Below are 12,365 nucleotides of genomic sequence, written 5' to 3'. Positions count from 1 at the left end.
GCTCGACTGGATCGCCACGCAGCCCCGGCTCGACGCTTCACGCGTGGTGGTGCGCGGCGGCAGCTACGGCGGCTACATGAGCCTGGCGGTGGCCGCCACCTACCCGCAACGCATCGCCGGCGCGATCGACATCGTGGGCATCTCGAATTTCGTGACCTTCCTGCGCAGCACCGAGAGCTACCGGCGTGACCTGCGCCGCGTCGAATACGGCGACGAGCGCGACCCGGCGATGCGCGAGTTCCTCGAACGCATCTCGCCGACCACCAACGCAGCGAAGATCATCAAGCCGCTGTTCGTGGTGCAGGGGCGCAACGACCCCCGCGTGCCCTACACCGAGGCCGAGCAGATCGTCGAGAAGGTGCGCGAACGCGGCACGCCGGTGTGGTATCTGCGTGCCGAGAACGAGGGCCACGGCTTCCGGCGCAAGGAGAACGCCGATTACCTGTTCTGGGCAACGACGCTGTTCCTGCGTGAGACGCTGCTGAAGTAGCCGCGCGAACGCGGCTGGCCGTTCACTTCTGCCCGGCGGCGCGGGCGCGTGCCTCGTCCTCGTGCATGTGCTTGAGGAAGAAGCGCACGTAGAACGCGCCCATGCCGAGCATGAAGGCGATCACGCCGGCGCTGAGCAGACCGTAGTCGGTGGAGAAGAAGTCGCGAAGTGCGTGCATGAGGAACCTCCTTCTTGTTCGTGTAGGAGAGTCTGTTCCTCATGCCCCCCAGGGTGTGTTGCGCTGCATCAAGGCTTCAGCGCGCCGGCTGCGGATCCTGGAAGCCGTGCGCGCGGAAGGTCAGCACCAGCGTGTCGCGATGGCCGCCGGGTTCGGCCGGCTGGATGGGCGTGGTCTCGTGGATCACGCGCTCGTCGTCGAGCAGCAGCGTGGTCCACGGCCGCGTCAGCGTGAAGCGCAGCCCGCTCGGGCCGTCGGCTTCGAACACGCGCGACTCGCCGCCCTTCACGCCAGCGCGCGCAACCAGCACAACGGCCACGAAGTCGACGCCGTCGCGGTGTGCACCTTCCGGCGTGGGCCGCCCGATGCCGCCTTCGGTGTCGATGCGGAACTGGTGCGCCTCGACGTACCAGGGCTGCTCGCCCTTGCGCGCAGAGCAGGCGGTGCCGAGCGCCACCAGCAGGCGTGCGAATGCCGCGTCGCCGGCCAGTGCGGGCTCGAGCGGCTCGAACCATCGCTCGATGCCGCCGTGCAGCGCGTTGTACGACACCGGCTGCCAGTGCGCGCGGTGCGGCACCTGCGTCACCGCGCCGCCGGAGACCACGAAGTTGCCGTGGCGGCGGCGGCGATAGCGGCCACCGTCGCGCAGATGGGCGTCGGGCGGCAGGCGATCCCACGACGGCATCCAGGCGTCGAGCGCAGCCAGGTCGAGGCCAGTGAGTTGCGCGAGGCCCTCGGGCGCGAGCGTGGCGTGGCCGTCGCGGCGCAGGGCTTCGTCGAGCGCAGCCGGCGGCGTGATCGGTGGGGCGAGCAGTTGGGTCATGCCCGGATCATGCCTGCATCCGGCCGACAGGCTTCGTGCCAGGGCGTGCCTTCGAGGCCGGGCGCGCCGGCAAGTTCCACCGGAAGCGACGCGGAGTCGACGCTTTCACCCGGCGTTACCCGGGCCCACACAACTTCACTCAAGGAGAGCACCTGCTTCACGCGAGCGGGGCATCGTGCACTGGCCGCGGACGACCAAGCCCGCGGCCTTCACTCACGACAAGGAGTCTCTCCATGAAGAAGATCGCCAACGCTCTCCTGTGTGTCTCGATGCTCGGCGCGGCCGCAGTGCATGCCGAAGGCCTGTCCATCGGCGGCAGCCTGGCCAGCACGAAGTGGAAGGGCGACGACATCGGCGGCCTGTCGACCGACAAGTCGGCCACCGGCGGCAAGATCTACGGCGGCTACTCGTTCACGCCGAACTTCGGGCTCGAGGCCGGCTATGCCACCTTCGGCAAGTACCAGAGCGCTGCCGGCAGCCTCAAGGCCGACGGCTTCTATGCCGACGCGGTGGGCACGTTGCCGCTGGGCAACGGCTTCTCGGCACTGGGCCGCGTCGGCGTGTTCAACGGCAAGCTCGACAGCAGCCTCGGCGGCGACGACCGCGGCACCAGCTACAAGGTCGGCGCCGGCGTGCAGTACGACTTCGACCCGAAGCTCGGCATCCGCGGCGAGTGGGAGCGCTACCGCTTCGACGCGCTGGGCTCGAAGTCGAACGCCGACATGTACTCGGTGGGCCTGAACTACAAGTTCTGACGCCCGCTTCAGGAACCGTAGCGCTGGCGCGCGATCTCCGCACCGCGTGCCAGCGCCTCCAGTTTCTTCACCGCCACCTCGCGCGACATCGGCGCGAGGCCGCAGTTCGTGCAGGGGAACAACCGCTCCTTCGGCACGAACTGCAGCGCGCGGCCGATGGTGTCGGCCACCTCTTCCGGCGTCTCGATCACCTCGGAGGCCACGTCGATCACGCCGACCATCACGTCCTTGCCCTTGAGCAGCGCCATCAGCTCGGGCGGAACGTGGGAGTGGTAGCACTCCAGCGAGACCTGGTCGATGCGGCTCTTCGCCAGCGCCGGAAACACCTGCTCGTACTGGCGCCACTGGTCACCCAGCGTGGCCTTCCAGTCGACGTTGGCCTGGATGCCGTAGCCGTAGCAGATGTGCACCGCGGTCTTGCACTTCAGCCCCTGCGCGGCGCGCTCCAGCGCGGCCACGCCCCACTCGGCGGCTTCCTTCATGTAGACGTTGAAGGCCGGCTCGTCGAACTGCACGATGTCGACGCCGTCGGCTTCCAGCGCCAGCGCTTCCTGGTTGAGCAGTTCGGCGAAGGCGAAGGCGAGTTTGACCTTGTCGCCGTAATAGCGGTCGGCCACCGTGTCGACGATGGTCATCGGGCCGGGCAGCGTGAACTTCAGCCGGTGCTTCGTGTGGGCGCGCGCCAGCCGGGCTTCCATCGCATGCACCCGGCCGCTCAGGCGCAGCGGCGCCACCACCTGCGGCACCATCGCGTCGTAGCGGTTGTTGCGGATGCCCATCTTCACCTTGTGCTCGAAGTCGATGCCTTCGACGCGCTCGACGAAGCCGTGCACGAAATGCTGCCGGGCCTGCTCGCCGTCGCCGACGATGGTGAGCCCGGCGTCTTCCTGTTCCTTGATGGCCAGCAGCGTGGCGTCACGCTTGGCCGCGTCGAGCTCGGGGCCGCTGCTGCGCCACTGCGGCCACAGCTTCTCGGTCTCGGCCAGCCAGCCGGGCTTGGGCAGGCTGCCCGCGATGCAGGTGTCGAACATGGTGAGGGCCTCTGTGGAGTCAGGCCCCGATGCTCGCCTTTTCAGCCCGCCGGCGCATCGGGATCGGCCATGACGCGCACGCGCGCGCCGGCCACCGCCACCACTTGGCCCGCGCGGATCTTGCAGGTCTTGCGCAGTTCGTCGCGGCCGTCGACCTGCACGCGGCCATCGGCCACCATGGCCTTGGCCGCGCCGCCGCTGGGGGCCAGGCCGGTGGCCTTGAGCAGGGCGTCGAGGGTGACGAAGTCGCCACGCAGCGGGAAATCGATGCTGCGCATCAGCGCTCCAGGGTAGAAAGATCGAACTCGCGCGCCAGCAGCGCATAGGAGCGACGGCGCACGGCGGGATCGAAAGCCCAGGTGTTGATCACCAGTTCGTCGAGCTGCAGTTCGGCGGCGAGCCGGCGCAAGCGCTCGGCCACCTCGCCCGCTTCGCCGACGAAGGCCTTGGCACGCATCGCCGCCAGCGTCGGTTCGTCCTCGGGGCGAAAGCCCTGCGCGGCCAGCCGGGCCGGATCGCGCAGGGCGCCGAGCACGCCGCGCTGCCGGTCCATGCGCCAGTGGTCGCGGCTGAGCGCGTGGTGGCGCGCCTCGTCGGCGCGTTCGGCCACGAGCGCCCAGACGCAGATCGTGGCCTGCGGCCTCGGGTGCTTCGGGCTCGGCCGGTACAGCTCGCGGTACAGCGAGAGCGCGCGCTCCACGCCCTGCCCGTCCATGAAGAAGTAGGCGAAGGCATAGGGCAGGCCGAGGTGCGCGGCGAGCTGCGCGCCGTAGTCGGAGCTGCCGAGGATCCACAGGGTGGGCGCCGTCTCGCCGCGCGGGTGGGCCGTGAGGCCGTGATGAGACGGCTGCGAGGTCCAGGCCTGCAGGTCCATCACCTGCTCGGGGAACTGCTCGGCGGCGTGGTGCGCGTTCGGATTCAGCGCCCGCGCGAAGCGCATCTCGCCGCCCGGCGCGCGGCCCACGCCGAGGTCGATGCGCCCGGGCGCCAGCGCCTCGAGAACGCGGAACTGCTCGGCCACCTTGAGCGCGCTGTAGTGGGTCAGCATCACACCGGCGCTGCCGATGCGGATGCGCCGCGTGCGTGCGGCCACCGCGGCCATCAGCACCTCCGGCGCGCTGCCGACGATGGTGGGCAGGCCGTGGTGTTCGCTCAGCCAGAAGCGCGCGTAGCCGAGCGCCTCGGCGTGTTCGGCGAGCGCCAGCGTGTCGCGGATGGCCGCATCCTCACCCTGGCCTTCCAGGGCGATGGACTGGTCGAGTACGGAGAGACGAAGGGTCATGCGCGATGTGAGGCCCGGCAAAGCCGAGAGCTTGGCACATCGCGCGCCGCGCTGCAGCGCGGGCGGCGCTCAGTCGTCGCGGCCGTGCTTGCCGTGACCGCGACCGTGCTTGCCGTGGCCCTTGCCCTCGCGCGGCTCGTACTCCGACGACTTGACGAAGTACACCGGCCGGCCGCAGGCGTCGTAACGGTGGCAGTGCTTGCCCCAGTTCTTCGCATGACCGGGCGGAACATGCAGGTAGACCGGCTGCATCACCACGTGCCGGGTCGGCTGAGCGATGACCACCGGCTGCGGATAGAGCACCGGCGGCGGCGGCGCGTTGCCGAAGTCGACGCGGCCGTACACGCCGGGGGCGATCTCGCCGCCGACGCTGATGTTGACGATGGGGTCGGCGGCCGCGGCGTGCAGGCTGACCAGCGAAAGAACGCCGAGGGCGGTGAGGGAGCGGATGTTCATGGCCGAGAGCATCCCACGGAGCAGCCCCGCCCGGCGGTGAGCGAATGTGTCGCCAGCCCATGCCGCCCCACGCAATCGACGAGCTCGTGCATCACGTCACGAAGCGACGGGGCACATCCGGGCCCCTCGTGTACATTACGGCCCACAGTTCTACGCAAGTCACCGATCGTTCGTGATCTCCGTTCTTCCCACTGCGCACGCCGCAGTCGGCATCGTTCGAAATCCCCTGCTCGTTGCTTGAGTGTGCTGAGTGCGCCGGCACTCCGGCGCTTTTTCGTACTCATTGTTTTTGATAGATAGGATCCGTCCATGACGACCCAGACCGGTACCGTGAAGTGGTTCAACGAAGCCAAGGGCTATGGCTTCATCGCGCAAGACGCCGGCGGTGCCGACCTCTTCGCCCACTTCCGCGACATCCAGGGCACCGGCTTCAAGACGCTGCAGGAAAACCAGCGCGTCGAATTCGAAGTCAAGCAAGGCCAGAAGGGCCTGCAGGCGGCCAACATCCGCCCACTGTGATCCCTCGCTGACCGGATGGCGGGCCACGTGCCCGCCTGAAGGACGAAGCCGCGGCACCGCCGCGGCTTTTTCGTTTCTGCGCGCCGCGTCGCCCAGGCGACGCCGGGGTCTCGCCCAGGCGCCTAACATCCGGCGCTCTTCAGCCGGAGTCGACCCCATGACCGATCTCGCCACCACCATCAACCACCAGATCCGCCTCGCCGCCCGCCCGGTGGGCTTGCCGAAGGACAGCGACTGGTCGTTCACCGAGGAACCGGTGGCCGCGCCGGCCGACGGCGGCGTGCTGGTGCGCACCACGCACCTCTCGCTCGACCCGGCCATGCGCGGCTGGATGAACGAAGGCAAGAGCTACATCCCGCCGGTGGGCATCGGCGAAGTGATGCGCGCCGGCGGCATCGGCGAGGTGGTCGCCTCGCGCCATGCCGCCTTCGCGGTCGGCGACACGGTCAGCGCCGGCCTGGGCGTGCAGGAGTACTGCCTGATCCCGGCCGACCAGATCAAGCGCTCGGGCCTGGTGAAGATCGACATCCGGCTGGGCAGCCCCACGCAGTGGCTGAACGTGCTGGGCATGCCCGGCATGACCGGCTACTTCGGGCTGATGGACGTGGGCCAGCCGAAGGCCGGCGAGACGCTGGTGGTCTCCGGCGCGGCCGGCGCGGTGGGCCAGACGGTCGGTCAGCTGGCCAAGATCAAGGGCTGCCGCGTCGTCGGCATCGCCGGCGGTCCGGACAAGTGCCGCTGGGTCGTCGAGGAACTCGGCTTCGACGCCTGCATCGACTACAAGGCAGGCAGCGTGCGCGACGGGCTGAAGCAGCACTGCCCCGACGGCATCGACATCTACTTCGACAACGTCGGCGGCGAGATCCTCGACACCGTGCTCACGCGCATCAACCGCAAGGCACGCATCGTGATCTGCGGCGCGATCAGCCAGTACAACAACACCACGCCGGTGCAGGGCCCGAAGAACTACCTGTCGCTGCTGGTCAACCGCGCGCGCATGGAAGGCATCGTGGTGTTCGACTACGCCGACCGCTACCCGCAGGCCATCGCCGAGATGGCCGGCTACCTGAAGGACGGCCGCATGAAGAGCAAGGAAGACGTGGTCGACGGTCTGGCCAACTTCCCCGCGACACTGCTCAAGCTGTTCAATGGGCAGAACTTCGGCAAGCTGGTTCTGCGCGTCGGATAGGACGGATTTCTCGCTTCAGGGTGTGCCCGGCTGCCGGCGCGAGGGGTCGGGCGCCTAGACTTCGCGCGTGGCGACCGAGTCCCTCCCCTCTCCCCAGACGCTGTCCGCGTGGGCCGCCGCCTCCCGGGAACTGCTGGCCCTGACCGCCGCCGACGGAACGGTGCTGTGGAGCAACGCCGCCTTCCAGCAGCGATTCGGCGCGATCCTGCCGGCGCCGCTGCTCATCGCACCCCCGGCGAAGCCCGGCGAGGAAGTCGCCATCGGCGAGGATCTCTTCGCCGTACGCGTCCGCACGGTGCCGGAGGGCGTCGCCTGGCAACTCGAGGACCTGGGCGAGCGCCGTGAAGCGGCACGGCTGCGTGAACGGCTCGACATCGCGCAGGAGTTCGGGCGGCTCGGCCTGTGGGAACGCGAGATCAGCGGCGGACAGGGCCGCTGGGACCGGCACGTGTTCGACTTCTGGGGCCTCGATCCGGCGCAGGGAACGCCCGATCTCGAGGAAGCCACACGATTCATCCACCCGGACGACCGCTTCGACGACACCTTCGGGCAGTCGATGATGGCCCCTGGCCGCTACTCGCAGCACTACCGCGTGCTGCGGCCGGACGGCACGGTCTGCCGCATCCACTCCCAGTGGGAGGTGAAGACCGGTCCCTCGGGCAGGCCAGAGCGCGTCGTCGGCGTGATGATGGACGACACCGAGGTCTACGAGCTCGCCCGCTCGCTGGGCGACGCCAGCGCGCAGCTGAAACTGGCCGTCGAGCTGGCCGACATCGCGATCTGGCGCCACGACCTGCGCACCGATCGCATGCACTACAACGACCGCGCCTTCGCCGTGCTCGGCATCGAGCCTCGGCACGACGGCATGTCGATCGACGAAGTGCGCAGCTTCATCCATCCCGACGACATGCCCGAGGTGCTGGCCTCGGCGCAGCGTGCCCTGGCCAGCGACCGGCCGACCGACATGCAGGCGCGCTACCGCCGCAGCGACGGCAGCTGGCGCCACGTGCTGACGCGCCGCGTGGTGCAACGCGCCCCCGACGGCACGCCGCTGGCCTTCCTCGGCGTGGCGCTCGACCTCACCGACCAGGTCGAGCGCCAGCGCGAAGCCAGCGAGCTGGCGTTGCGGCTGGAGATGGCCACCAGCGCGGCCGGCGTGGGCATCTGGACGCGTGACCCCGTGACCGAAGTCGGCGAGTGGAATCGCGAGATGTTCGCCCTGAACGGCCGGCCGCCCGAGGCCGGCGTGCCGACGCGCCGCCAGTGGATCGACGAGATCATGCACCCCGACGACCGGCCGCGCATGAGCAGCGTCCGCGAGGAGCTGATCGAGTCGCCCAAGGGCATGGTCGAGCACGAGTACCGCATCGTCCGACCCGACGGCGCGGTGCGCTGGCTGGTCAACCGCGCGCGGCTGCTGCCCTGGGGCGGCCGCACGCTGATCTTCGGCGTGACCCTCGACATCACCGAACGGCGGCTGGCCGAGCAGGCGCGGCGCAGCACCGACCAGCGTGCCGCACTGGCCGCGCGCAGCGCCGGGATCGGCACCTGGGAAGTGGATTTCGAGAGTGGCGCCGAGCGCTGGGACGAGCAGATGTTCCGCCTGCGCGGGCTCGAGCCGCGGCGCGATCCGCCGTTGCGCGAGGAGCGGCTGTCGATCGTTCACCCGGCGGACCGTGACCGCACCATGGATGCGCGGCCGCAGTCGGCCGGTGAGCGGCGCCCGATGCGCTACGAGTTCCGCGTGCTGCTGCCCGACGGCAGCGTGCGCTGGCTGGCCTCGCGCTCGATCGCGGTGACCGACGAACAAGGGCGCGCGCTGCGCCGCATCGGCGTGAACTGGGACGTCACCGACGCCAAGGAGGCCGAAGCCGCCCGCGCCGCCACCGCCGTGGCCGAGCGCGCCAGCCAGGCCAAGTCGCAGTTTCTCGCCCGCATGAGCCACGAGCTGCGCACGCCGCTGAACGCCGTGCTTGGTTTCACCCAGCTGCTGCAATTCGAGGACACCGACCCGGCGCGCAGCGCCAAGCTCGGCCACATCCGCGCCGCCGGCGAGCACCTGCTATCGCTGATCGACGGGGTTCTCGACCTGTCCAGCCTGGAGGCCGGCAACCTGCGCTTGCAGCCTCAGCCGATCGAGCTTGCCGCGCTGGCCGACCAGGCGCTGCCACTGGTGTCGGTGCTGGCGCAGCGCCAGGGCGTGCGCCTGATGCGCGGAGAGGTCGAGGGCGTGGCCCTGGCCGATCGCACACGGACGCTGCAGGTGGTGATGAACCTGCTGACCAACGCGATCAAGTACAACCGCCCGGGCGGCGAGGTCCGCCTGTCGGCCCGCGCCGGAGTGCGGGCGGTGACGATCGAGGTGGCCGACACCGGCCGCGGCATGAGCGCCGCGCAGCTCGAGCATCTGTTCGAGCCCTTCAACCGCCTCGGCGCCGAACGCGAGGGCATCGAGGGCACCGGCATCGGGCTGACCATCGTGAAGGCGCTGGTGGGCAGCATGGGCGGGCACGTCGACGTGCGCAGCGAGCCCGGCGTGGGCAGCCGCTTCGAAGTCACGCTGCCGCGCGCGCCGGCCGGCGTCGAGCTGGCGCCACCGCCCGAGCCCGTCGCCTCGACCCCCTCGCCTCTCGAAGCCACCCGCGGCCAGCTGCTGTACATCGAGGACAACCCCGTCAACGTGCTGCTGGTCGAGGAACTGGTGCGCAACCTCTCGGGGCTGCGCATTCACAGCGAAGGCAACGGCACGGCCGGTGTGGCGCGCGCCGCGTCGCTGCGGCCCGACCTGGTGCTGATCGACATGCAGTTGCCCGACTTCGACGGCTTCGAGGTGTTGCGCCGCCTGCGCTCGCAACCCGAGACCGCGGCCATTCCCTGCGTGGCGCTGTCGGCCAACGCGATGCCGCAGGACATCGAGCGCGCCCGCGCCGCCGGTTTCGACGACTACTGGACCAAGCCGATCGACTTCCGCGCCTTCCTCGCCGCCCTCGAATCGCGCTTCCCGTCGGCCTGAGGGGCGCTCAGGCGCGCTCCGGCACCAGCCCCTTCTTGCGCAGCATCGGGTCGACCGTGGCCTCGCGACCGCGGAAGGCCCGGTAGGCCGCGCGCGGCTCGAGCGAATCACCGGCCGAGTAGATGAACTGCTGCAGGCGCTGCGCCACTGCCGGGTCGAACGGGTTGCCGGCTTCGGCGAAGGCATCGAAGCCATCCGCGTCGAGCACCTCGGCCCACAGGTAGACGTAGTAGCCGGCGGCATAGTGCGAGCCGGAGAACAGGTGCTGGAAGTGCGGCAGCCGGTGGTTCAGGCCCACGCCGTGCGGCAGCCCGATGCGCCGCAGCTCGGCCGCTTCCGCGGCGACGATGTCGACGCCGCCCGGCTCCGCCGTCGAGTGCACCGCCATGTCGACCAGCGCCGACGCGGTGTAGCGCACCGTCTCGTAGCCCTGGTTGAACCGGCGTGCCGCGTGCAGCTTGTCGACCAGCGCATCGGGGATGGGCTCGCCGCTGGCGAAGTGGCGGGCGTGCTTCTTCAGCACCGCCGGTTCGGTCAGCCAGTGCTCGAACAGCTGCGAGGGCAGCTCGACGAAATCGCGCAGCACGTTGGTGCCCGACAGACGCTCGTAGGTGACGCTGGACAGCAGCCCGTGCAGGCCGTGGCCGAACTCGTGGAACAGCGTGCGGGCGTCGTCGAAGCTCAGCAGCGTGGGCTCGCCGGGCGCGCCTTTGGCGAAGTTGTTGTTGTTCACCACGATCGGCGAGATCGTGCCGCCGCCGGCCACGTTGCGTGACTGCTGGCGGTAGTTGCTCATCCACGCGCCGCTGCGCTTGCTCGGCCGCGCGAAGTTGTCGTGCAGGAACACGCCCACGTGCGCGCCGTCACGGCCGCGCACCTCGTACACCTTCACGTCGGGGTGGTAGGCCTTCAGGTCGGGCCGGCGCACGAACTCCAGGCCGAAGAGTTGCCTGGCGCAGTCGAACACGGCCTCGACCATGCGCTCCAGCGGGAAGTACGGCTTGACCTGCGCCTCGTCGAGGTCGTAGCGCAGCGCGCGCACCTTCTCGGCGTAGTAGCGCCAGTCCCAGGCCTCGAGGGTGAGCGACTCGCCGCGCGACAGCACCAGCGCCTGCAGCGCCTCGCGTTCCTCCTCGACGCGGGCGACGGCGCGGGTCCACACCTGTTCGAGCAGCCCGCCCACCGCCGCGCGCGTGCCGGCCATGGTGTCGGCCAGCGCGTAGTCGGCATAGCAGGCATAGCCGTGGGCGCGCGCCTGTTCGTGGCGCAGCGCGAGGATCTCGCGCGCCACCGGCCGGTTGTCGCGCTCGCCGTCGTGCTCGCCGCGGCTGGTCCAGGCTCGCCAGGCCTGCTCGCGCAGGTCACGCCGTTCCGAGAAGGTCAGGAAAGGCACGATCAGCGAACGCGACAGCGTGATCACATGGGCGTCGGCGATGCCGCGGTCGGCCGCCGCCTGCCGCGCCGCCGCACGCACGAACTCGGGCAGGCCGGCGAGTTCTTCCTCGCTGCGCAGTTCGAGGCGGAACGACGACTCGTCGGCCAGCACGTTCTGGCCGAAGCGCGTGGTCAGCTCGGCCAGGCGCTGCATCACCTGCGCATAACGCTTCTGCACGTCGCCGGACAGGCGCGCGCCGGCGCGCACGAAGTCGAAGTGGAAGCGCTCCAGCAGCCGGCGCTGCTCCGCGCTCAGGCCGAGCTCGTCGCGGCGCGCGTGCAGCCCATCGATACGCTCGAACAGACCGCGGTGCATGTAGATCGCGCTCTGGTGCGCAGCCAGCTGCGGCGCCAGCTCGCGCTCGACCTGCTGCAGCGCCGGCGAGGTCTCGCTGGAGGCGAGATTGTGGAACACGCCCTCGACCCGGTAATACAGGCGGCCGCTGCGGTCCAGCGCGGCGACGGTGTTCTCGAAGGTCGGCGGCTCGGGCTGCGCCGCGATGGCGTCGATCTCGGCGAGGTGGGCGGCCCGCGCCGCCTCGAAGGCCGGCGGGAAGTGCTCGGCACGGATCTGGTCGAACGGCGGCAGGCCGAAGGGGGTGTCCCAGGGCTGCAGCAGCGGGTTGCTGGTGGCAGGCGACATGGCGGCTTCTCGGGTGGAGAGAAGCCGCGATTCTAGAAGTGGCCGCCCGGACGCGCCGGCGCGGGGTCTGCGCTGTGGCGTGACGAGAACCGCTCGGCCGCCACCTGGTAGAAGGCGATGCCTTCCTCCAGGGCGGCCTGCTCGAGACGGGCATCGTGGGCGCCACCGTCCGTGGGCACGACACGCGTGGCCCGCCGCGGCCGCAGCTCCACCTGCTCGCCCTCGCCGACGAAGCCCACCGTCTGGTAGTTCGCCATGAACAGCGAAGGCGGCACCTCGGCGTCGCGCAGCACGTCGCGGCCGAAGAACTCCGAGACATACGAAACATTGAGCAGCCCGAGCAGCGTGGGCGCCACGTCGATCTGCGAGGCCAGTGCATCGATGCGCTGCGGCGCCACCAGCCCCGGCGCCCACACCACCATCGGGATGTGGAAGCGGTCCATCGGCAGGTCGCTGCGCCCGCGGGCGATCGAGCTGTGGTCGGCGACGAACACGAACACGGTGCGGCCGAACCAGGGGTGGCTGCGCGCCTTCTCGACGAAGCGGCCGATC

14 protein-coding genes are annotated in these 12,365 nt (G+C 70.1%); 5 read left to right on the top strand and 9 right to left on the bottom strand.

Going from position 1 to position 12,365, the window contains the following annotated elements; all coding sequences use genetic code 11:
* Positions 1-490 (top strand): alpha/beta hydrolase family protein (locus AB7U92_RS10755; protein ID WP_428576189.1); only part of this gene is annotated, 490 nt, incomplete at its 5' end.
* A 22-nt stretch (positions 491-512) separates the two neighbouring features.
* On the opposite strand, the gene AB7U92_RS10750 is transcribed toward AB7U92_RS10755, so the two are convergent.
* The 3 genes from AB7U92_RS10750 to AB7U92_RS10740 all read right to left on the bottom strand — a co-directional run bounded on the left by AB7U92_RS10750 (position 513) and on the right by AB7U92_RS10740 (position 1,652).
* Positions 513-668 carry a DUF3149 domain-containing protein gene (locus tag AB7U92_RS10750; RefSeq protein ID WP_428576188.1) on the bottom strand — a complete coding sequence of 52 codons (156 nt, stop codon included), beginning with the start codon at positions 666-668 and terminating at the stop codon, positions 513-515.
* A gap of 76 nt (positions 669-744) precedes the next feature.
* On the bottom strand, positions 745-1,491 hold the full coding sequence (locus AB7U92_RS10745; RefSeq protein ID WP_428576187.1) for a 2OG-Fe dioxygenase family protein: 747 nt from the start codon (positions 1,489-1,491) through the stop codon (positions 745-747).
* Entirely contained in the window at positions 1,488-1,652 is a 165-nt protein-coding gene (locus AB7U92_RS10740; RefSeq protein ID WP_428576186.1) for a hypothetical protein, read from the bottom strand. The genes AB7U92_RS10745 and AB7U92_RS10740 overlap by 4 nt, the downstream gene beginning before the upstream one ends.
* A gap of 72 nt (positions 1,653-1,724) precedes the next feature.
* On the opposite strand from AB7U92_RS10740, the gene AB7U92_RS10735 reads away from it, so the two are divergent.
* Positions 1,725-2,246 carry a porin family protein gene (locus AB7U92_RS10735; protein ID WP_428576185.1) on the top strand — a complete coding sequence of 174 codons (522 nt, stop codon included), beginning with the start codon at positions 1,725-1,727 and terminating at the stop codon, positions 2,244-2,246.
* A gap of 8 nt (positions 2,247-2,254) precedes the next feature.
* Here AB7U92_RS10735 and AB7U92_RS10730 read toward each other — a convergent pair whose 3' ends face one another.
* The 4 genes from AB7U92_RS10730 to AB7U92_RS10715 all read right to left on the bottom strand — a co-directional run bounded on the left by AB7U92_RS10730 (position 2,255) and on the right by AB7U92_RS10715 (position 5,015).
* Positions 2,255-3,277 carry a methionine synthase gene (locus AB7U92_RS10730; RefSeq protein ID WP_428576184.1) on the bottom strand — a complete coding sequence of 341 codons (1,023 nt, stop codon included), beginning with the start codon at positions 3,275-3,277 and terminating at the stop codon, positions 2,255-2,257.
* 41 nt (positions 3,278-3,318) lie between these two features.
* Entirely contained in the window at positions 3,319-3,555 is a 237-nt protein-coding gene (locus tag AB7U92_RS10725) for an RNA-binding S4 domain-containing protein (RefSeq protein WP_428576183.1), read from the bottom strand.
* Positions 3,555-4,559, bottom strand: a complete 1,005-nt coding sequence (locus AB7U92_RS10720) for an LLM class flavin-dependent oxidoreductase (RefSeq protein WP_428576182.1) — start codon at positions 4,557-4,559, stop codon at positions 3,555-3,557. The genes AB7U92_RS10725 and AB7U92_RS10720 overlap by 1 nt, the downstream gene beginning before the upstream one ends.
* A gap of 69 nt (positions 4,560-4,628) precedes the next feature.
* Positions 4,629-5,015: a hypothetical protein gene (locus tag AB7U92_RS10715; RefSeq protein ID WP_428576181.1), complete on the bottom strand. Its 387-nt coding sequence runs from the start codon at positions 5,013-5,015 to the stop codon at positions 4,629-4,631.
* Between the two features lie 309 nt (positions 5,016-5,324).
* Between AB7U92_RS10715 and AB7U92_RS10710 the strand changes: the two genes are divergently transcribed.
* The 3 genes from AB7U92_RS10710 to AB7U92_RS10700 all read left to right on the top strand — a co-directional run bounded on the left by AB7U92_RS10710 (position 5,325) and on the right by AB7U92_RS10700 (position 9,736).
* The gene (locus AB7U92_RS10710; protein ID WP_293437116.1) at positions 5,325-5,534 is read left to right on the top strand and encodes a cold-shock protein; all 210 of its coding nucleotides are present in this window, start codon (positions 5,325-5,327) and stop codon (positions 5,532-5,534) included.
* Between the two features lie 157 nt (positions 5,535-5,691).
* Positions 5,692-6,723 carry an NADP-dependent oxidoreductase gene (locus AB7U92_RS10705; protein WP_428576180.1) on the top strand — a complete coding sequence of 344 codons (1,032 nt, stop codon included), beginning with the start codon at positions 5,692-5,694 and terminating at the stop codon, positions 6,721-6,723.
* 67 nt (positions 6,724-6,790) lie between these two features.
* Positions 6,791-9,736: a PAS domain-containing protein gene (locus AB7U92_RS10700; RefSeq protein ID WP_428576179.1), complete on the top strand. Its 2,946-nt coding sequence runs from the start codon at positions 6,791-6,793 to the stop codon at positions 9,734-9,736.
* Between the two features lie 7 nt (positions 9,737-9,743).
* On the opposite strand, the gene AB7U92_RS10695 is transcribed toward AB7U92_RS10700, so the two are convergent.
* Together AB7U92_RS10695 and AB7U92_RS10690 are read right to left on the bottom strand one after the other, a co-directional pair.
* The gene (locus tag AB7U92_RS10695) at positions 9,744-11,813 is read right to left on the bottom strand and encodes a M3 family metallopeptidase (protein ID WP_428576178.1); all 2,070 of its coding nucleotides are present in this window, start codon (positions 11,811-11,813) and stop codon (positions 9,744-9,746) included.
* A gap of 32 nt (positions 11,814-11,845) precedes the next feature.
* Positions 11,846-12,365 (bottom strand): sulfatase-like hydrolase/transferase (locus AB7U92_RS10690; RefSeq protein ID WP_428576177.1); only part of this gene is annotated, 520 nt, incomplete at its 5' end.

This window comes from Piscinibacter sp. (assembly GCF_050175855.1).
In the GTDB taxonomy this organism is placed as follows: Bacteria; Pseudomonadota; Gammaproteobacteria; order Burkholderiales; family Burkholderiaceae_C; genus Piscinibacter.
Note: the sequence above shows the minus strand (reverse complement) of the source record. Positions and strands in the feature narration are given on the sequence as shown.

What these genes read in the sequence shown, in the direction of transcription:
- AB7U92_RS10710 (WP_293437116.1), top strand. Translation starts at nt 5,325, where the DNA reads ATGACGACCCAGACCGGTACCGTGAAGTGGTTCAACGAAGCCAAGGGC.
- AB7U92_RS10725 (WP_428576183.1), bottom strand. Translation starts at nt 3,555, where the DNA reads ATGCGCAGCATCGATTTCCCGCTGCGTGGCGACTTCGTCACCCTCGAC.
- AB7U92_RS10705 (WP_428576180.1), top strand. Translation starts at nt 5,692, where the DNA reads ATGACCGATCTCGCCACCACCATCAACCACCAGATCCGCCTCGCCGCC.
- AB7U92_RS10735 (WP_428576185.1), top strand. Translation starts at nt 1,725, where the DNA reads ATGAAGAAGATCGCCAACGCTCTCCTGTGTGTCTCGATGCTCGGCGCG.
- AB7U92_RS10745 (WP_428576187.1), bottom strand. Translation starts at nt 1,491, where the DNA reads ATGACCCAACTGCTCGCCCCACCGATCACGCCGCCGGCTGCGCTCGAC.
- AB7U92_RS10720 (WP_428576182.1), bottom strand. Translation starts at nt 4,559, where the DNA reads ATGACCCTTCGTCTCTCCGTACTCGACCAGTCCATCGCCCTGGAAGGC.
- AB7U92_RS10730 (WP_428576184.1), bottom strand. Translation starts at nt 3,277, where the DNA reads ATGTTCGACACCTGCATCGCGGGCAGCCTGCCCAAGCCCGGCTGGCTG.
- AB7U92_RS10695 (WP_428576178.1), bottom strand. Translation starts at nt 11,813, where the DNA reads ATGTCGCCTGCCACCAGCAACCCGCTGCTGCAGCCCTGGGACACCCCC.
- AB7U92_RS10715 (WP_428576181.1), bottom strand. Translation starts at nt 5,015, where the DNA reads ATGAACATCCGCTCCCTCACCGCCCTCGGCGTTCTTTCGCTGGTCAGC.
- AB7U92_RS10750 (WP_428576188.1), bottom strand. Translation starts at nt 668, where the DNA reads ATGCACGCACTTCGCGACTTCTTCTCCACCGACTACGGTCTGCTCAGC.